Origin of the sequence: Sphingomonas cannabina (assembly GCF_021391395.1) — a bacterium.
Lineage (GTDB): Bacteria > Pseudomonadota > Alphaproteobacteria > Sphingomonadales > Sphingomonadaceae > Sphingomonas > Sphingomonas cannabina.
In genome coordinates, this window is sequence record NZ_CP090059.1 from 3,211,686 (window position 1) to 3,228,960 (window position 17,275).

The 17,275-nt window shown below is 69.4% G+C and carries 19 protein-coding genes; 13 read left to right on the forward strand and 6 right to left on the reverse strand.

The annotated features are described in order from the left end of the window. Positions 1-139 precede the first annotated feature (139 nt). Entirely contained in the window at positions 140-760 is a 621-nt protein-coding gene (locus tag LZK98_RS15170) for a Tim44/TimA family putative adaptor protein (protein WP_233786609.1), read from the reverse strand. Positions 761-950: 190 nt separating this feature from the next. Here LZK98_RS15170 and secB point away from each other — a divergent pair, with 190 nt between their 5' ends. From secB to trpS, 3 genes are all read left to right on the forward strand, one after another. Then, on the forward strand, positions 951-1,463 hold the full coding sequence (gene secB, locus LZK98_RS15175; protein ID WP_233783278.1) for a protein-export chaperone SecB: 513 nt from the start codon (positions 951-953) through the stop codon (positions 1,461-1,463). 112 nt (positions 1,464-1,575) lie between these two features. Then, positions 1,576-3,135 (forward strand): murein biosynthesis integral membrane protein MurJ, encoded by a 1,560-nt coding sequence (gene murJ, locus LZK98_RS15180; RefSeq protein WP_233783280.1) that lies wholly within the window; start codon positions 1,576-1,578, stop codon positions 3,133-3,135. Positions 3,136-3,144: 9 nt separating this feature from the next. Beyond that, a complete protein-coding gene (trpS, locus tag LZK98_RS15185; RefSeq protein ID WP_233783282.1) occupies positions 3,145-4,152 on the forward strand; it encodes a tryptophan--tRNA ligase in 1,008 nt (335 codons plus the stop codon). Between the two features lie 98 nt (positions 4,153-4,250). On the opposite strand, the gene LZK98_RS15190 is transcribed toward trpS, so the two are convergent. Further along, a complete protein-coding gene (locus LZK98_RS15190) occupies positions 4,251-5,321 on the reverse strand; it encodes a winged helix-turn-helix domain-containing protein (protein ID WP_233783284.1) in 1,071 nt (356 codons plus the stop codon). Positions 5,322-5,407: 86 nt separating this feature from the next. On the opposite strand from LZK98_RS15190, the gene LZK98_RS15195 reads away from it, so the two are divergent. Then, positions 5,408-5,962, forward strand: a complete 555-nt coding sequence (locus LZK98_RS15195) for a hypothetical protein (protein WP_233783286.1) — start codon at positions 5,408-5,410, stop codon at positions 5,960-5,962. A gap of 36 nt (positions 5,963-5,998) precedes the next feature. Here the strand turns inward: LZK98_RS15195 and LZK98_RS15200 are convergent, their stop codons facing one another. From LZK98_RS15200 to mutM, 4 genes are all read right to left on the reverse strand, one after another. Further along, positions 5,999-6,484, reverse strand: a complete 486-nt coding sequence (locus tag LZK98_RS15200; RefSeq protein ID WP_233783288.1) for a methylated-DNA--[protein]-cysteine S-methyltransferase — start codon at positions 6,482-6,484, stop codon at positions 5,999-6,001. Positions 6,485-6,599: 115 nt separating this feature from the next. After that, positions 6,600-7,979, reverse strand: a complete 1,380-nt coding sequence (dnaA, locus tag LZK98_RS15205; RefSeq protein WP_233783290.1) for a chromosomal replication initiator protein DnaA — start codon at positions 7,977-7,979, stop codon at positions 6,600-6,602. 432 nt (positions 7,980-8,411) lie between these two features. Next, on the reverse strand, positions 8,412-8,675 hold the full coding sequence (gene rpsT / locus LZK98_RS15210) for a 30S ribosomal protein S20 (protein ID WP_233783291.1): 264 nt from the start codon (positions 8,673-8,675) through the stop codon (positions 8,412-8,414). 225 nt (positions 8,676-8,900) lie between these two features. Then, positions 8,901-9,713, reverse strand: a complete 813-nt coding sequence (gene mutM, locus LZK98_RS15215; RefSeq protein WP_233783293.1) for a bifunctional DNA-formamidopyrimidine glycosylase/DNA-(apurinic or apyrimidinic site) lyase — start codon at positions 9,711-9,713, stop codon at positions 8,901-8,903. Between the two features lie 58 nt (positions 9,714-9,771). Here mutM and LZK98_RS15220 point away from each other — a divergent pair, with 58 nt between their 5' ends. From LZK98_RS15220 to LZK98_RS15260, 9 genes are all read left to right on the forward strand, one after another. Next, positions 9,772-10,503, forward strand: a complete 732-nt coding sequence (locus LZK98_RS15220) for a class I SAM-dependent methyltransferase (RefSeq protein ID WP_233783295.1) — start codon at positions 9,772-9,774, stop codon at positions 10,501-10,503. Between the two features lie 224 nt (positions 10,504-10,727). Then, the gene (ubiB, locus tag LZK98_RS15225; RefSeq protein ID WP_233783297.1) at positions 10,728-12,260 is read left to right on the forward strand and encodes a 2-polyprenylphenol 6-hydroxylase; all 1,533 of its coding nucleotides are present in this window, start codon (positions 10,728-10,730) and stop codon (positions 12,258-12,260) included. Next, the gene (locus LZK98_RS15230) at positions 12,260-13,369 is read left to right on the forward strand and encodes a hypothetical protein (RefSeq protein WP_233783298.1); all 1,110 of its coding nucleotides are present in this window, start codon (positions 12,260-12,262) and stop codon (positions 13,367-13,369) included. Before ubiB ends, LZK98_RS15230 begins: the two co-directional genes overlap by 1 nt. Then, a complete protein-coding gene (gene coaBC, locus LZK98_RS15235; RefSeq protein ID WP_233783300.1) occupies positions 13,366-14,535 on the forward strand; it encodes a bifunctional phosphopantothenoylcysteine decarboxylase/phosphopantothenate--cysteine ligase CoaBC in 1,170 nt (389 codons plus the stop codon). The genes LZK98_RS15230 and coaBC overlap by 4 nt, the downstream gene beginning before the upstream one ends. After that, a complete protein-coding gene (locus tag LZK98_RS15240; protein WP_233783302.1) occupies positions 14,525-15,325 on the forward strand; it encodes an alpha/beta hydrolase in 801 nt (266 codons plus the stop codon). The genes coaBC and LZK98_RS15240 overlap by 11 nt, the downstream gene beginning before the upstream one ends. Next, positions 15,322-15,771: a dUTP diphosphatase gene (gene dut / locus LZK98_RS15245; protein ID WP_233783304.1), complete on the forward strand. Its 450-nt coding sequence runs from the start codon at positions 15,322-15,324 to the stop codon at positions 15,769-15,771. The genes LZK98_RS15240 and dut overlap by 4 nt, the downstream gene beginning before the upstream one ends. Beyond that, on the forward strand, positions 15,768-16,157 hold the full coding sequence (locus tag LZK98_RS15250) for a hypothetical protein (protein ID WP_233783306.1): 390 nt from the start codon (positions 15,768-15,770) through the stop codon (positions 16,155-16,157). The genes dut and LZK98_RS15250 overlap by 4 nt, the downstream gene beginning before the upstream one ends. Further along, positions 16,154-16,906 (forward strand): HesA/MoeB/ThiF family protein, encoded by a 753-nt coding sequence (locus LZK98_RS15255; protein ID WP_233783308.1) that lies wholly within the window; start codon positions 16,154-16,156, stop codon positions 16,904-16,906. The genes LZK98_RS15250 and LZK98_RS15255 overlap by 4 nt, the downstream gene beginning before the upstream one ends. Beyond that, complete coding sequence (locus LZK98_RS15260) at positions 16,885-17,193, forward strand: peroxiredoxin (RefSeq protein WP_233783310.1); 309 nt, start codon at positions 16,885-16,887, stop codon at positions 17,191-17,193. The genes LZK98_RS15255 and LZK98_RS15260 overlap by 22 nt, the downstream gene beginning before the upstream one ends. Positions 17,194-17,275 lie beyond the last annotated feature (82 nt).

Sequence of the window (17,275 nt, forward strand, 5' to 3'; positions counted from 1 at the left end):
GGGTGAGGGTGACTGCGGCCGGCGTGGTCACCCTCACCCTCCCACTCGGGCTATGCCCGAGCGGGCCCCTCCCTCTCCCAATGGGAGAGGAAATTGAGCTACGTCCTAGAAGAAACCCCCGGCCTCAGACAAGCCGCGGTCAGGCTTCATCGGTGTCGGCGAGCTTCCAGTTGGGATCGCTGCTGCGCAGCGTACGGGTGAACGTCCACGACTCGTGCGTCTCGATCGCGTCGGTCAGCGAACCGGCGATCACCGCGCCGTCCTTGTCGCGGGTGACGGCGGCGACGTCCGCATCGAATCGCACGGTGATCCGCGCGGTGCGGCCTTCGACCTGCGCCTCGGTGATCGCGGCGCGCTCGATGCTGACCAGGCGGTTGTCGAGCACCTCGCCCTTCGCCTCGCGCTCGTCGATCGCGTGCACGAACTCGGCGCGAACCTCATCCTCGCACAGCCACTTGAGCGTCTCGCGATCGCCCTTCCAATAGGCTTCCAGGATCATGCGGTAGGCGCCCTTCGCGCCCTCGATGAACTGGGCGACGTCGAAGCCGGGATCGGCCGAGACCACCGCGCGCAGGCCGCTCTCGGCACCGCTCTCGATCGTGCGCGGCGCCGCCTCGCGGTGCTCGGGCGTCACATCGATCGTACGCGCGACCGGCGGCGCGCTCAGACGCTCCTCGGCGGGCTTCAGCGGGGTCTGCTCATGCCCCGTGCGCTTGCCCAGGACCGAATAGAGCCTGAGCGCAAGGAACGCCGCGACCATGGCGAGGAGAATGACGTAGAAAAGCACCGTGCCTCCAAAGCATCGAACGCCCAACATAGGCAAGCGTTGCGTGACATTCAAATAGGACGGTCCGTGCCATTGTCTCGCCCCGCGGCGGCTGCTAGTCGCCACGCCTGTTTTTCGAGGCGCCGGACCGCCGGCGCCGATCTTCCACGAAGGGACGTAACAAATGGCCGAAGAGAGCACGGACGCCGGCATCGGCGAGACGCTCGGCAATGGTGCGGACACCGCCCCCGTCGCGGGCGTGCTGTCGCAATATATCAAGGATCTCTCGTTCGAGAATCCGAACGCGCCGGCGATCTACCAGAATCAGAGCGCGCCCAAGATCGACGTGAGCTTCAACATCGGCTCGGCCCAGGTCGGCGAGGACGTCTACGAGGTCATGCTCAAGATCGAGGCGCGCGCCGAGACCGAGAACGGCCAAGTCGCCTTCGTCGTCGACCTCTCCTACGCGGGCCTGTTCGGCCTGCGCAACGTGCCGGCCGATCAGATGCAGCCGTTCCTGCTGGCCGAGGCGCCGCGCATCCTGTTCCCCTTCGCGCGCCACATCGTCGCCGAGGCGGTACGCGACGGCGGCTTCCCGCCGCTGATGCTCGACCCGATCGACTTCGGCGCGCTCTACCTCCAGCAGGCGGCCCAGGCCGAGCAGCTCGCCCAGGGCGAGACGGCCGGGCAGGCCTGAGCCTCGTTCCGACGCTCTCCCCGTTCGTGCTGAGCTTGTCGAAGCACCGTTCTTCGGTCGAAGGAAGTACGGCCCTTCGACAAGCTCAGGGCGAACGGGGAGAGTTAAGACCATGAATCTCGCACGTTCGCTCGGTTCGATAGGCGGGCTGACCCTCGTCAGCCGCGTCCTCGCTCTGGTCCGCGATTCGCTCCAGGCGGCCTTCGTCGGTGCAGGCTTCGCGTCCGACGCCTTCCTGGTCGCCTTCCGCCTGCCCAACATGTTCCGCGCGCTGTTCGCGGAGGGCGCCTTCTCCTCCGCCTTCATCCCGCTGTTCAACAAGAAGGTGGCCGAGGGCGGCGAGCTCAACGCCGGCCTGCTCTTCGCCGAGCGTGCGCTGGCGGTGCTGTTCCCGATCCTGCTGGTCTTCACGATCATATTGATCGCCGCAGCCTGGCCCCTCACCTGGCTGCTGTCGGGCGGGTTCAACAACCCGACGCCGGAGCAGTTCAGCTACGCCGTCACGCTCTCGCGGATCACCCTGCCCTATCTCGCGCTGATCAGCCTGGTGTCGCTGCTCGGCGGCATCCTCAATTCGCTCGACAAATTCTGGGTGAACGCCGCGGCGCCGATCCTGCTCAACATCGCAATGGTCGCCGGGCTGTGGTTCTTCCACGGCGCCGACGCCTATGAGACCGCGCGGGTGCAGGCGATCAGCGTGCCGGTCGGCGGCCTGCTCCAGCTGCTCTGGCTGATCTGGGCGTGCCGCCGGGCGGGCGTGAAGCTCCGCCTCGCCGTGCCGCGCATCGACGAGGATGTCCGTGCGCTGTTCCGGCTGATCATCCCGGCCGCGGCGGGTGCGGGGGCGGCGCAGATCAATCTCGTCGTCTCGACCGCGCTGGCCGGGGCGCTGCTCGATCCTGGCTCGATCAGCTACATCTATTACGCCGACCGGCTGAACCAGCTCCCGCTCGGCCTCATCGGCATCGGGCTCGGCACCATCCTGCTCCCGACGATCTCGCGCCTCCTCTCGAACGGCAAGGACGGCGAGGCGATGGAGACGCAGAACCGCGGCATCGAGCTGGCGCTGTTCCTGACGCTGCCGGCGACCGTCGCCTTCATCGTCGCCGCCGAGCCGATCATCCGCGGCCTGTTCCAGCATGGCGCCTTCACCGCCGAGGATACGATGAAGTGCGGGTGGGCACTGTCGGCCTTCTCGATCGGCCTGCCCAGCTATGTGCTGGTCAAGGTGCTGACTCCCGGCTTCTACGCCCGCCACGACACCAAGACGCCGGTCCGCTACGCCACCATCTCGATCGGCGTGAACATCGCGCTCAATCTCGCGCTGATCCCGCTGATCGGCCATATCGGCCCACCGCTCGCGACCGCCGTCTCGTCGAGCATCAACGTCGCGATGCTCTACTGGACGCTCCGCAAGCGCGGCCATTTCGAGAGTGACCAGCGCCTCAGGCGTCGCATCCCCCGCCTCGCCGTCGCCGCGGTGCTGATGGGTGCGGTGCTGTTCGGCACCGAGCGGCTGCTCGATCCCTATCTCACCGGCGGCTTCTGGATTCGCCTCGCCGGCCTCACCGCTCTGGTCAGCCTGGGCGTTGCGGCCTATGCGGTCGCCTGCTTCATCACCGGCGCGTTCCGGCTCAGCGATCTCAAGGCGCTGGCCCGCCGCCGCAGCTAGAGGACCACAATGCGCGTCGTTTCCGGCATCCAGCCCACCGGCAATCTCCACCTCGGCAATTACCTGGGGGCGGTGAAGCAGTGGGTGCGCATGCAGGACGAGGTGGCGGCCCAGGGCGGCGAGACGATGTACTTCATCGCCGACCTCCACGGCCTCACCCAGTGGATCGACCCGCGCGAGCTCACCGCCAACACGATCGAGATGACCGCGACGATGATCGCCGCCGGCATCGATCCCGAACGCTCGATCCTGTGGAACCAGGCGCGCGTGCCGGCGCACAGCGAGCTCACCTGGCTGCTCAACAACGTCGCGCGCGTCGGCTGGCTCAACCGCATGACCCAGTTCAAGGACAAGGCGGGCAAGGACCGCGAGGGCGCGAGCGTCGGCCTGTACGACTATCCGGTGCTGATGGCGGCCGACGTGCTGCTCTACAAGACCACGCACGTGCCGGTCGGCGAGGACCAGAAGCAGCATCTCGAGCTCGCCCGCGACATCGCCACCAAGTTCAACACCGATTACGGGGTCGAGCTCTTCCCGCTGCCCGAGCCGATGGTGAGCAAGGAAGCGCCGCGCATCATGAGCCTGCGCGACGCGACCTCCAAGATGTCCAAGTCGAACCCATCGGAGATGTCGCGCGTCCACTTGGTCGATTCGGACGACGACATCGCGGCCAAGTTCCGCAAGGCGAAGACCGATCCCGATCCGCTGCCCGACAGCTTCGACGCGCTGGCCGAGCGCCCCGAGGCGCGCAACCTCGTGACGATCTATGCCGCCCTCGCCGACCGCACGCCGCAGTCGGTGGTCGAGGAATATGCGGGACAGGGCTTCGGCCAGTTCAAGCCGGCGCTGGCGGACCTGGCGGTATCGGTGCTGAGCCCGATCCGCGACCGGCTGACCCGCCTGCTCGACGACCGCGCCGCGGTGTCGGCGGTGCTGGCGAAGGGGGCGGAGAAAGCCGCCGCCCTCGCCGCACCGACGCTGAGAGCCGCGCAGGACGCGATGGGACTGGAGCTATAAAATCCTCCCCGAGCTTGCTCGGGGAGGGGGACCGCCGAAGGCGGTGGAGGGGCGCCGCGCAGCGGCGATCGTCCTCACCCACTTGTAATCCGATGGCGTCACTCGATTACGCGGTCACCGTGGCCGCGTGATCGGCCAAGCGCCAGCGCACCGGCCACGCAGATGCCGAACAATCCACCTTCGATCGTCGCCGTCAAAGCCTCGCTCACGCGGCCGAAACCCTCCTCGCCCAGCAACGCGCCGATCGCGTCGAGCCGGAAACGCGCACCCGCAAATCCATGCGCGAGAAGATTGAGGCTGCCACCCAGCAGATGTCCGCCAAGCAGAGGCACGAGCAGCCCCGCGGCTCCACCGGCAAGTCCGCCGACTGCAGCGCTGCCGCCGAACTCGAGCTGCCGGTCGACGGAAATCCACGTAGCAAAGCCGAGCGCCGCACCGAGCAAAGCCCCTTCCGCCGGGCCGGTCATTCCCGAGGGCGACGCGCCGAACAGCAGCGCGAACGCGTCGAGCCCGAGGAGCTTGGCGATCCCGCCGATCGCGAGGCCACCGACCATCCCTCCCGCGGTGCTCCATTGCCACCTGTCGCTCGGCATCAGGCGCGCCACCGCGATTCCGCCGCCAACCCCCAGGCCGGCGACGAGACCGATCAGCACATTGATCGCGAGCAGCACCAGCAGCACCGAGATCGCCCCCATTCCCTGCGCGGGCGAAGCCGGAGACACCGCAAACCCGTAGAGCAGCCCGCCGCCGACTCCCGCCAACGCGCCGCCGAGACCGGCTGCCCCGGCAGTCCGCAGGACCTGATGCAGGTCGAAGCCTCGCGGTTTCGCCGGTGCAGTGCCCTCGACACCGGCCCATTGCGCCTCGGCAATGAAACGATAGCCGTATTTCGGCACGGTTTCGATGAAGCGCGGGCGCGCGGCATCGTCGCCGAGCTCGCGGCGCAACGCGCGGATGCATTGGGTCAGCGCCTCGTCGGTCACGGGCACGCCGTTCCAGACCTCATCCATGAACCGGTTCTTGGTGACGAGCTTGCCCCGCTCGCGGAGCAATAGCCCGAGCGCATCGAGATAGCGGCCGCCCAGGTCGAGCCGCTCGCCTCCGCGAGTCAGCGAACGCTCGGCGGGGTCGAAGGTGAAATCCCCGAAGCGAAGGCGACCGAGCGTCATTCTTCAGCCATTTCTCATCTCCGGCTCATGCCGCTCATCCGGATCCACGCCAGGATAAGAGCGCAATTTCCACAGGAGGCAAGTCCATGACGGGATCGAGCGAACGGTCGGGCGCGAGGATCTGGAACTATTGGCGGATCGCGCGCTGGACGGCGGCATTGGCTCTGCTGCTCACGCCGTTGGTGATGATGCAGATCAGCGACGAATGGCACTGGAACATCGGCAGCTTCCTCGTTGCCGGCACCATCATTGGCGGAGTGGGCCTTCTCTACGAGCTTGCCGAACGGGCAAGCGGAAGCCGGGCCTACCGCGCCGGAGCGGCCATCGCGCTGGTGGCACCGGTCCTGCTCGTGTGGAGCACGATCGTTCGCGACGACGGCAATGGCATCGGTTTCTTCATGGTGATCATGGCAGCAGCGGTAGGCAGCTTTTCGGCCTGGTTTCGACCCGCCGGCATGGCGCGGACCATGTTCGGGATAGCGATCATGCAGGCATTGCTCGGCCTGGCCATCGCGACCGCTCCGTCGACCGTGAGCATCCCGGACGGCCCGCTCAGGGCATGGTTGTACAGCGGTTTCTTTACCGTGCTGTGGCTGATGTCGGCGATCCTCTTCCGCGTGTCCGCGAAAGAGGATCGGTGAAGCCTATCCCGACCCGGCTGTCGGAAGGAGAGTCGCTCAAATCGCGCCCCCTTCCAACCGCAGCAGCATCGCCTTCGCCTCCAACCCGCCGGCAAAGCCGGTGAGCGCTCCATTGCTCCCGATCACGCGATGGCACGGCGCGACGATCGAGATCGGGTTGCGCCCATTGGCAGCCCCCACCGCCCGCGAAGCGCTCGGGCGGCCGAGCTGGCGGGCGATCTCGCCATAGCTGCGCGTCTCGCCGAACGGGATCGTCAGCAGCGCCGCCCACACGCTCTTCTGGAAATCGGTCCCGCGGAAATCGAGCGGCAGGTCGAACGCCCTGAGCTCGCCCGCGAAATAGCGGTCGATCTGGCGCGCCGCCTCGCACAGCAGCGGATCGTCCGCCGCCTCGACCATCGTCCCGAGCGGCACCCGCGCGGGATCGTCCCCTTCCCACAATATCGCCGCGAGCCCCTTGTCGCTCGCGACCAGGGTCAGCTCGCCGACCGGCGAGTCGATCGTCTTGAACCTGTCGACCATCGTTCGTTCCTCCGATTGCATCGTCCGGAACGAGATAGCGGGCGGGCGGCCGTGCCGCTTCCCGACGCTTGCGGCCAATCCCAAATCCTCCCCGGCACGGAGAGGATCTAAGTTCCTACCGCTCCAGCGTCCGCATCAGCGCCTTCACCGCCGCGTCGATCTCGGCGTCCTTCGCGCGCAGCTCCTCGATGCGCTTGACCGCGTGGATCACGGTCGAATGGTCGCGGTTGCCGAACTTGCGGCCGATCTCGGGCAGCGAGCGGGTGGTGAGCCGCTTGGCGAGGTACATCGCGATCTGCCGCGGCCGCGCCACCGCCACCGCACGCCGCGCGGAGAGCAGGTCGACCGGCTTCAGGTCGAAATGCGTGGAGACCGCCTTCTGGATCTCGTCGATCGTGATGCGCCGCTGCGGCCCGTTGAGCGCCTCCCCCAACGTCTCGATCGCGAAGTCGAGCGTGATCGGCTGGCCGATCAGCTGGGCATAGGCGACGACGCGGTTGAGCGCCCCTTCCAGCTCGCGCACGCTGCCGGTGATCCGGCTGGTGAGCAGCTCCAGCACCTCCTCCGGCACGCGTGCGTCGGGCATGTCCTCCAGCTTGCGCGCCACGATCGCGCGGCGCAGCTCCGGCTCGGGCGCCTTGATGTCCGCCACCAGCCCCGACTGGAGCCGGCTCAGCAACCGCGGCTCGATACCGTCGAGCACGTTGGGCGAGCGATCGCATGCGATCACCAGCCGCTTGCCCGCGCTCATGAACTCGTTGACGGTGTGGAAGAACTCCTCCTGCGTCGAATCCTTGCCGGCGATGAACTGCAGGTCGTCGATCATCAGCAGGTCGACCGAGCGCAGCTTCGCCTTGAACGCGTGCGTGTCGCGGGCGCGCAGCGCATGGACGAACTCGAACATGAAGCGCTCGGCCGACATGTAGAGCGCCGCCGCGTCCGGGCACGCTTCGCTGAAGGCATGGCCGATCGCATGCATGAGATGCGTCTTGCCGAGCCCGGTGGTCGAGTGGAGGTAGAGCGGGCTGAACCGCGGCGTGCCCGGCTCGGCGAGCAGCTTGGCAGCGTTGAAGGCGACGCGGTTCGACTGGTCGACCACGAAGCGGTCGAAGGTGAAGCGCGGATCGAAGCTCTGCACCTGCCCGCGCTTGGCCGGCGCGCGCTCGGGCAGCTCGGCGGGCGCGGGCGAATCGACCGTCAGCACGCGCTGCGGCCGCGCGTCGCTCAGCGTCTCGATCGAGACCGAGCGCAGCTCCGGCAGGATCGCGCGGAACTCATAGAACAGCCGATCGGCATAGTGGCTCTTCACCCAGGTCGTCATGAACGCCGAGGGAAAGCCCAGGCGGACGGAATCCGAGTCGCTGCCCTCGATCAGGACCGCGGGCTTGAGCCACTGGTCGAACAGCCGCTGGCCGGCCGAATGGCGGAGGTTGGTTCGTACCCGGTTCCAGGCCTTTGCCACCGCATCATCCAAACCCTCGCGCCTCAAAGCCATCCCGCCCACGTGCATTTGCCCTTTATGTTCTAGGCCCGCGGTGCACCCCCGCGGCCCCCGTTTTCAGCCGACAAAGACCCCCACAGCCGGAATCGAACTCCGCCTGCGAAACGCCTGGAATGTGAGTGCCGGGACGGCAGATTGCGGCCCGGAGGGACTGTTTAGGTACGTCTGCGTGAGTCGATCAAGCCCGACTCATGTCAAGATTTTGAAATATAGATGTTGACTCACGGATTCCCGTCAAATTTTTTCATTTCTGCTTTCGAGACGGTATCTTAGCCCGAATTTCTCGAAATCTGATCTCGCGAATCGCGGCGAATCCTGACTTTTCTGTGAAACCTATGTTACAGTGTTCACTTGCTGTTCACGAACGACGAAAGCCCCGCCGGGATGCTGTCCCGGCGGGGCCGATCGGATCCGTCTGAAACGGGGTCAGGCGAGCGCGGAGACGCGCTTGTTGAGGCGGGAGAACTTCCGCGCGGCGGTGTTCTTGTGGAACACGCCCTTGGCGACGCCGCGGGCCAGCTCGGGCTGGACCTCGGCGAGCGCGGCGGTGGCGGCGGCCTTGTCGCCGGCGGCGAGCGCGGTCTCGACCTTCTTCACGAAGGTGCGGATGCGGCTCACGCGCGCACCGTTGATCTCCGCGCGGCGCTCGTTGCGCCGAATCCGCTTCTTCGCCTGTGGCGTATTCGCCATGTCGTTCCGTTCCTGCTTGTTCTGGATGCGGCCGCACGAGGCCGCGGAAAGGCGGTGCCCTTAGCGAGGCACCGGCCGTTGGTCAACCGTCAGAGCCGTTTGGAAAAGCGGCACCGGCCCGCTCCCCCACCCGGCCACCCACGAGCGTACCCTGATGGGTGGCCGGGTGGGGGAGCGGGCCGGTGCCGCCGAAATGCGCCCGCGGGCGCATTTCCAAACGGACTCTCAGCGCTGGCATTTCGGGCACCAGAAGGTCGAGCGGCCGCCCTCGACATAGCGCGCGACCGTGCCGCCGCATTCGCATGGCTCGCCCTCGCGGCCATAGACCCTAAACTGCTTGGAGAAATAGCCGAGCTCGCCGTCGGGCCGCGCATAGTCGCGCAGGGTGGAGCCGCCCGCCGCGATCGCCGCCTCCAGCACCTCATGCACCGCCGTCACCAGCCGCTTGCGCTCGGGCGCGGTGATTCGTCCGCCCGGCCGCGCCGGCGCGATCCGCGCCTCGTAGAGCGCCTCGCAGACATAGATATTGCCGAGCCCCGCCACGACGCGCTGGTCGAGCAGCAGCGCCTTGATCGAGGCGATTCGACCCGCGAGCACGCGCGCGAGGTGATCGGCGGTGAACGCCGGCCCCAGCGGCTCCGGCCCGAGCGCCAGGAACGCCGGCCAGTCCGCCAGCTCCGCGGTCGGCACCAGATCGAGCGAGCCGAATCGCCGCGGATCGTTGAGCGCGAGTCGGTGGCCCGCCTCTGTCTCCAGCACGACATGATCGTGCGCCAACAGTTCCGCCGGATCGACCCGCCAGCGCCCGGACATGCCGAGGTGGAAGACCAGGGTGTCGCCGCGATCGGTATCGATCAGGCCATATTTGGCGCGCCGCGAGAGCGCAGTCACCGTCGCCCCGGTCAGCCGCTGGCCCAGATCCTCCGGCATCGGCCGCCTGAGGTCCGGCCGCCGCAGCGTCACGCGGGCGATCCGTTGCCCCTCCAGCACGGGGCGCAGGCCGCGGACGGTGGTCTCGACTTCGGGAAGCTCGGGCATTGCACCTCCATCGACGCCAGCCTTTGCGTGTCCCGCAGGCTGCGGCTAGAGGCGGCTCATGCCCGATACCGTCTCCTTCGGCTACGAGGACGTGGCCCCCGCGGACAAGACCCGTCGCGTCGGCGAGGTCTTCGCCAGCGTCGCCGGCCGCTACGACCTGATGAACGATGCCATGTCGGGCGGGATGCACCGCCTGTGGAAGGATCGCTTCGTCCGCCGCGTGAAGCCGCGCGCGGGCGAGCAGATCCTCGACATGGCCGGCGGCACCGGCGACATCGCTTTCCGCCTGGCGAAGAGCGGCGCGAGCATCACCGTTGCCGACATCAACCCGGCGATGCTCGAAGTCGGCATGGAGCGCGCCCAGCAGCGCGGCATCGACGGTCTCGTGTGGACCGAGGCCAATGCCGAGACGCTGCAGTTCCCCGACCGTTTCTTCGACGCCTACACCATCGCCTTCGGCATCCGGAACGTGACCGACGTGCCCGCAGCACTGCGCGAGGCGCATCGCGTGCTGCGGCGCGGCGGGCGCTTCTACTGCCTGGAGTTCTCGACGACGCTGTGGCCGGGATTCGCCGACGTCTACGACGCCTATTCGCACCATCTGGTGCCCAAGCTCGGCAAGCTGCTCGCGAACGATGAGGACAGCTATCGCTACCTGATCGAATCGATCCGGCGCTTCCCCGACATGGCCCGGTTCGAGGCGATGATCGGCGAGGCCGGCTTCGTCCGTACCCATGCCGAGCCGATCCTGGGCGGGCTGGTGGCGATCCATTGGGGCTGGAAGATTTGATGGTTTCCGAAAGATCCTCCCCGGCACGGGGAGGGGGGCGTAGCGGCGATCAGCGGCCTGCCGGGGGCAGGCCGCAGCCGCGGAGCCGGCTTGCGGAGCAAGCCGTGGTCGCGCAGCGAATGGTGGAGGGGGCCCTCCACCAGCGACTCGAGCGAGGCGAGCCCCCTCCACCACCGGCCTGCGGCCGGCGGTCCCCCTCCCCGTACCGGGGAAGATTTTGATACATGACCCACCCCGTCATTCACCTCTGGCGCCTGCTCAAATGGGGCCGCATCGCCGCGCGCCACGGGGCGCTGCGCGGCATTGAGCAGGACCCCAATACCCCGCCCCCGGTGCGCCGGCTCGCCCGCATCGCCCGCTTCGGCGCCCGCGTGCCGAAGGTGCCGCGCTATGCCGATGCCTTCCAGGCGATCGGCCCCGCCGCGATCAAGCTCGGCCAGACGCTCGCCACCCGCCCCGATCTGGTCGGCGAGGAGGCGGCGCACGACCTCATGCGCCTCCAGGACGCCCTGCCCCCGGTCCCGTTCGAGGCCGTCTGCCGGGTGATGGAATCGAGCCTCGGCCGCCCGGTCGGCGAGCTGTTCGCCAGCATCGAGGAAGTGCCGATCGGCGCCGCCTCGATCGCGCAGGTCCACCGCGCCGTCACCACCGACGGCCGCCAGGTCGCGGTCAAGGTGCTGCGCCCCGGCGTCGAGGCCGACTTCGCCAAGGCGATCGACACCTATGAATGGGCCGCCGCCCAGGTCGAGGCGATGGGCGGCGAGGCGGCGCGGCTGCGTCCGCGCCTGGTCATCGCCACCTTCAAGCGCTGGACCGCACGCGAGCTCGACCTGCGTCGCGAGGGCGCCTCGGCCAGCGAGCTTGCCGAGGGAATGCAGGCCGAGCCCGATTTCGTCGTCCCGACGATCGACTGGCAGCGCACCTCGGGCAAGGTGCTGACGCTGGAATGGATCGACGGCATCAAGCTGAGCGACCGCGCCGCACTGATCGCCGCCGGCCATGATCCCAAGGCGCTCGCGGGCAAGCTGGTCCGCGCCTTCCTGCGCCAGGCGATCGCCGAGGGCTTCTTCCACGCCGATCTCCACCAGGGCAATCTGTTCGCGCTGCCCGGCGACCGCATCGCCGCGATCGACTTCGGCATCATGGGCCGGATCGACCGCCGTGCGCGGGTGTGGCTCGCCGAGATCATCTACGGCCTCATCACCGGCAACTACCGCCGCGTCGCCGAGATCCATTTCGAGGCGGGCTACGTCCCGCCGCACCACAACGTCGCCGAGTTCGCCACCGCGCTCCGTGCCGTCGGCGAGCCGATGCGGGGGCTACCGGTCAAGGACATGTCGGTCGGCCAGATGCTCGACGGGCTGTTCAACATCACCCGCGACTTCGACATGCAGACGCAGCCGCACCTGCTGCTGCTCCAGAAGACGATGGTGGTGGTGGAGGGCGTCGCCACCGCGCTCGATCCCGACATCAACATGTGGGAGGTGTCCGAACCCTTCGTCGGCGAATGGATCAGGACCGAGCTCGGCCCGGAGGCAGCGCTCGCCGACCGGCTGGTCGAGGACCTGCGCACCCTCGCCCGCCTGCCCGACCTCATCCGCAACATCGAGCGCCGCTATCCGCCGCCGGGCGGCGCCCCCCCCGCCCCGCCACTGCGCGAGATCGAGGTGGTGCGGGTCGGCGGCGGCTGGCGCTATGTGGCGGTCGCCATGCTCTCCGCGGCGGCGGCAGTGGCGGCGACGCTGCTGTTGACCTGATGCCCCGTCCCCTCCCCCCTCTCTGGCTCGCCCATTCGAGCCGGTTCGCCGGCCTGTCGCGGCGGCGTGCGCTCTGGGTGGTCGCGGCGCTCGTGGTGCTGATCGTGGCGAGCCTCACCGCGCTGGGCGCGCCCCTGCCTTCGCCCGACGACGGCCAGCGTCTCAATGCACTGGGCCCGCTCGCGCTCTACGAGAGCGTGATCGACGGCCTGCGCGCGGGCGGCGACTATTACCAGCTCACCGCGGACGCGCTGCGCGCCGGCGGCTATCCGTTGCGGCCGTTCACCGCCTTCCGCCTGCCCGCGCACAGCATCGTGCAGGCGGAGCTGCCGCGCCTGGCGGCGATCGGACTGCTCGGATCGCTCGCCGTCGCGGTGGCGGCCGCCTGGTGGGTGCGGCTCAGCCGGGCGCTGCCGCGGACGCCCGCGCGGGTCTCGGCGGCGGTGCTGCTGGCCGGCGGACTCGTCACCTTCGTCAACACCGATCTCATTGCGCTGCACGAGCTGTGGGCGGCGCAGCTGGTCGCGCTGTCGCTGGCGCTGCGCACGCCGACGCGCTGGCTGGCGCCCGCCGCGATCGCGCTGCTCGCGATGCTGGTGCGCGAGACGGCGGTGCTCTACGCGCTGGTGATGGCGGGCATGGCGCTGATCGAGCGCCGCCGCGGGGAAGCCTTCGGCTGGCTCGGCGCGCTCATCCTCTTCGCCGTCGCGCTGGTCGCCCATGCCTATGGGGTGGCACAGGTCATGGGTCCGCTCGACCCTGCCGTCACCGACTGGGCGGGGATGCTCGGCTTCGGCTTCTTCGTGCATTCGGTCGCGGCGGTGACGGCGCTCGATCTGCTGCCGCTGGCGGTCGCGGGGCCGCTGGTGGCGCTGGCGCTGTTCGGTTGGGCCTGCTGGCGCGATCCGCTGGCGCTGAGGGCGCTCGCGACCTTCTCCGCCTATGCGCTCGCGCTCGGGCTGGTCGTGCAGCCCGACAGCTTCTATTGGGGGCTGATGGTCGCGCCCGTGATCCTCGTCGGCCTGGCATTCGCACCCGACGGCCTGCGCGACATCGCCCACGCCCTGCTCGACAGGCGCCGCGTCCGCGTCCAGAGGATAGCGCCATGAGGCGCATCCTGCTCATCGTCGGCGGTGGCATCGCGGCGTACAAGGCGTGCGAGCTCGTCCGGCTGATCCGCAAGGCGGGGATGCGCGTCACCTGCGTGCTGACCGAGGGCGGGCAGCATTTCGTGACGCCGATGACGCTGGCGGCGCTTAGCGAGAACCAGGTCTACACCACGCTCTGGGACCTCAAGGACGAGGCCGAGATGGGCCATATCCAATTGAGCCGCCAGGCCGACCTGATCGTCGTCGCCCCCGCCACCGCCGACCTGCTCGCGCGCATGGCCGCGGGCATCGCCGACGATCTCGCCACCACCTTGCTGCTCGCGACCGACAAGCCGGTGCTGGCGGCGCCGGCGATGAACGTGCGCATGTGGCAGCACGCCGCCACCCGCCGCAATGTCGCCACGCTCAGCGCCGACGGCGTGACGGTGATGGAGCCCGACGAAGGACCAATGGCGTGCGGCGAATACGGCCCCGGCCGGCTGCCCGAGCCGGAGGCGATCCTCGCCGCGATCGAACGCCACTTCGCCGGTCCCGGCCCGCTTGCCGGCCGGCATGTCGTCGTCACCGCCGGCCCGACCCACGAGCCGATCGACCCCGTCCGCTACATCGCCAACCGCTCGTCCGGGAAGCAGGGCTTCGCCATCGCCGGCGCGCTCGCCGAGCTGGGCGCGCGAGTGACGCTGGTCGCCGGGCCGGTGACGCTGCCGACGCCCGCAGGCGTCGAGCGCATCGATATCGAGACCGCCCGCGAGATGGCGGCGGCGGTCGAGGCGGCGCTTCCCGCCGACGCTGCGGTGCTGGTCGCCGCCGTCGCCGACTGGCGCGTCGAGCCCGCCGCGCACAAGCTCAAGAAGGGCGACGGTCCGCCCGCGCTCGCCCTTTCGCCCAATCCCGACATCCTCGCGACGCTCGGCGAGCATCCTGAGCGCCCCCGGCTCCTGATCGGCTTCGCCGCCGAGACCGAACGCGTCACCGCCCAGGCGGCCGAGAAGCGCGCGCGCAAGCACGTCGACTGGATCGTCGCCAACGACGTCTCCGGCGACGTGATGGGCGGCGACCGCAACACGGTGCATCTTGTCACCGCCGACCGGATCGAGGACTGGGAACCCATGGACAAGGAGGACGTCGCCCATCGCCTCGCTCAACGGATCGCCGATGCGCTATAGTTTCTTGCCCCTCCTGCTGCTCGCCGCCTGCGCGCCCAAGCCGATGTCGTCCGGCACCGCGCCCGCGCAGCCGACGCTCTACACCGAGAGCTTCGGCAACACGCCGCGCGACGCGGTACGCACGCTGATCGTCGTCCTCCACGGCGACGCGCCGACCGCGCCGCCCTCCTACCAATATGCCGCCGCCCGCACCTTCGCCGCCGCGGTGCCGGAAAGCGCCGTGGTCGCGGTGCTCCGCCCCGGCTACAGCGACGCCGCCGGCCACCGCTCGGTCGGCGAGCGCGGCCTCACCACCGGCGACAACTACACTGCCGACCGCATCGCCGCCGTCGCGCAGACGATCGGCGCGCTCCGCCAGCGCTATCCGCACGCGCGCACCATCCTGGTCGGCCATTCGGGCGGCGCGGCGATCGCCGCCGACCTCGCCGGCACGCGCGGCGGGCTGGTCGACGGGCTGGTGCTGGTCGGCTGCCCCTGCATGCTCGACGAATGGCGCGCCGGCATGGAGAAGCGGATGCCCGAGGCGCCGTTCGAGGCGCCGGTCACCAGCCTCGATCCGCTGAAGACCGTCGGCGGCATCCCCTCCGACACCCGCGCCGCGATCATCGTCGGCGCCAAGGACGAGATCGCCCCGCCCGCTCTCTCGCGCGGCTATGCCGAGGCGCTGGCGCTGCGCGGCATCGCCACCGATTTCCGCATCGTCCCCGGCAAGGGGCACGAGATCCTCGACGATCCCGAGGTGATCACCGCGCTCCAGCGGCTCGCCGCCTCGCTGCCGAGACTGCCGTGAGCCTCGCCCCGATCCGCATCGCGCTCCGCCGCCTGCCGCACGGCGAGGACCTGCCGCTGCCCGCCTATGCCACCGACGGCGCCGCGGGCATGGACGTGGTCGCCGCCGAGGCGCTGACGCTCGCGCCCGGCCAGCGCCACGCGGTCGCGACCGGCTTCGCGATGGCGATCCCGCCCGGCTATGAGGTCCAGGTGCGCCCCCGGTCGGGCCTGGCGCTCCGGCACGGGGTCACATGTCTTAATACCCCCGGGACCATCGACAGCGATTATCGCGGCGAGGTAAAGGTGATCCTAGCCAATCTCGGCGACGCACCGTTCACGATCGCCCGCGGAGACAGGATCGCGCAGCTCGTCCCCGCCCCCGTCCAGCCCGCCACGCTCGATGAGGTCGCCAGCCTCGACGAGACTGTGCGCGGCGACGGAGGCTTCGGATCGACCGGACGATGAGCATCGCCCCCATCTTCTTCCTGTCGCTCGCCCTCGCGCAGCAGCTGCCCGGCGGCGGGACGCTGGACTGGGACCGGCTGACGCCGCTGCCGTGGCGCACGCCGCCGCAGATGACTACCGACCTCAGCCAGTTCGTCGACGACGAGGTGCAGGCGAAGCGCTGCACCCCGCCCAAGCGCGCCGACGGCAAGCCGATGGTCGACGTCGACGTCGCGGTGCTGGTGCGCGCGGACGGCGTGGTGCGGGTGGCGGTGCCGCGCGCGATCGACTGCCCCACGGTCGAGCAGTTCGCCGCCGGCCTCGTCACCAGCTTCGCCCGCAACAACCTCCGCGCGACGCCGGAGGGCTGGTATCGCGCCACCGTCACCTTCACATTGGGGCAATGACCCTCACCGACGCCGAGCTCGACCGCTACGCTCGACACATCGTCCTCCGGGAGTTCGGCGGCGCCGGACAGATGCGGCTGCGCGCCGCCCATGTCGCGGTGATCGGCGCCGGCGGCATCGGCTCGCCGGCGATCCAGTATCTCGCCGCCGCCGGCATCGGGCGATTGACGGTGATCGACGACGACGCGGTCGACCTCGCCAACCTCCAGCGCCAGACGCTGTTCGGCACCGCCGACATCGGCCATGCGAAGGTCGAGGCCGGTGCGGAGGCGGTGGCGCGGCTCAACCCGCATGTCGAGCTGATCCCCCTTCGCAAACGCATCGACCCGGGCAACGCCGAAAGGCTGCTCGCCGGCACGGACGTGGTGCTCGACGGCAGCGACAGCTTCGCGACGCGCGGCGCGGTCGCCGACGCGGCGCTGCGCCTCCGCATCCCGCTGGTCTCCGCCGCGGTCGCGCAGTTCGAGGGGCAGCTCGCCGTCTACCGCGGCTGGGAGCCGGACAAGCCCTGCTACCGCTGCCTGGTCGGCCATCCCGAGGACCGCCCCGAGGAAAGCTGCGCCGAGGCGGGCGTGCTCGGCGCGCTGGCAGGGGTGATGGGCAGCCTCGCCGCGCTGGAGGCGATCCGCGCCGTCGCCCCGTTCGGCGACGACCCTGCCGGCAAGCTGCTGCTGGTCGACGCGCTGTCGCTGCGCTTCCGCACCGTCACGCTGCCCAAGGATCCCGGATGCCCGACCTGCGCGGCCTGACCGTCGTCGTCACCACCGCCGACCCGGACCGCTGGCGCGCGGCGCTGATGCTGGCGAGCGCCGAAGCCGCGCTCCGCGGCCGGGCGCGGGTCTATTGCCACGAAGCGGCGGTGACGCTGCTCGCACGCTCGGAACTGGTCGACACCGCGCTGGAGCTGGGCGTCATCCTGATCGCCTGCCAGACCGGCCTCGCCGCGCACGACCTGCCGCTTCCCGACTTCGCCGAAGCCGGCGGCCTCGTCAGCCTGCTCGCCGAGCTGGGCGAGGATCGGCTGGTGACGCTCTAGCGTCTCTGAAACAGTGCTCCTGCGAAAGCAGGAGCTCAGGCCGCGAGCGAAACACCCATGATCCAGGGCTCCTGCTTTCGCA

What these genes read in the sequence shown, in the direction of transcription:
- LZK98_RS15170 (WP_233786609.1), bottom strand. Translation starts at nt 760, where the DNA reads ATGGTCGCGGCGTTCCTTGCGCTCAGGCTCTATTCGGTCCTGGGCAAG.
- secB (WP_233783278.1), top strand. Translation starts at nt 951, where the DNA reads ATGGCCGAAGAGAGCACGGACGCCGGCATCGGCGAGACGCTCGGCAAT.
- murJ (WP_233783280.1), top strand. Translation starts at nt 1,576, where the DNA reads ATGAATCTCGCACGTTCGCTCGGTTCGATAGGCGGGCTGACCCTCGTC.
- trpS (WP_233783282.1), top strand. Translation starts at nt 3,145, where the DNA reads ATGCGCGTCGTTTCCGGCATCCAGCCCACCGGCAATCTCCACCTCGGC.
- LZK98_RS15190 (WP_233783284.1), bottom strand. Translation starts at nt 5,321, where the DNA reads ATGACGCTCGGTCGCCTTCGCTTCGGGGATTTCACCTTCGACCCCGCC.
- LZK98_RS15195 (WP_233783286.1), top strand. Translation starts at nt 5,408, where the DNA reads ATGACGGGATCGAGCGAACGGTCGGGCGCGAGGATCTGGAACTATTGG.
- LZK98_RS15200 (WP_233783288.1), bottom strand. Translation starts at nt 6,484, where the DNA reads ATGGTCGACAGGTTCAAGACGATCGACTCGCCGGTCGGCGAGCTGACC.
- dnaA (WP_233783290.1), bottom strand. Translation starts at nt 7,979, where the DNA reads ATGGCTTTGAGGCGCGAGGGTTTGGATGATGCGGTGGCAAAGGCCTGG.
- rpsT (WP_233783291.1), bottom strand. Translation starts at nt 8,675, where the DNA reads ATGGCGAATACGCCACAGGCGAAGAAGCGGATTCGGCGCAACGAGCGC.
- mutM (WP_233783293.1), bottom strand. Translation starts at nt 9,713, where the DNA reads ATGCCCGAGCTTCCCGAAGTCGAGACCACCGTCCGCGGCCTGCGCCCC.
- LZK98_RS15220 (WP_233783295.1), top strand. Translation starts at nt 9,772, where the DNA reads ATGCCCGATACCGTCTCCTTCGGCTACGAGGACGTGGCCCCCGCGGAC.
- ubiB (WP_233783297.1), top strand. Translation starts at nt 10,728, where the DNA reads ATGACCCACCCCGTCATTCACCTCTGGCGCCTGCTCAAATGGGGCCGC.
- LZK98_RS15230 (WP_233783298.1), top strand. Translation starts at nt 12,260, where the DNA reads ATGCCCCGTCCCCTCCCCCCTCTCTGGCTCGCCCATTCGAGCCGGTTC.
- coaBC (WP_233783300.1), top strand. Translation starts at nt 13,366, where the DNA reads ATGAGGCGCATCCTGCTCATCGTCGGCGGTGGCATCGCGGCGTACAAG.
- LZK98_RS15240 (WP_233783302.1), top strand. Translation starts at nt 14,525, where the DNA reads ATGCGCTATAGTTTCTTGCCCCTCCTGCTGCTCGCCGCCTGCGCGCCC.
- LZK98_RS15250 (WP_233783306.1), top strand. Translation starts at nt 15,768, where the DNA reads ATGAGCATCGCCCCCATCTTCTTCCTGTCGCTCGCCCTCGCGCAGCAG.
- LZK98_RS15255 (WP_233783308.1), top strand. Translation starts at nt 16,154, where the DNA reads ATGACCCTCACCGACGCCGAGCTCGACCGCTACGCTCGACACATCGTC.
- LZK98_RS15260 (WP_233783310.1), top strand. Translation starts at nt 16,885, where the DNA reads ATGCCCGACCTGCGCGGCCTGACCGTCGTCGTCACCACCGCCGACCCG.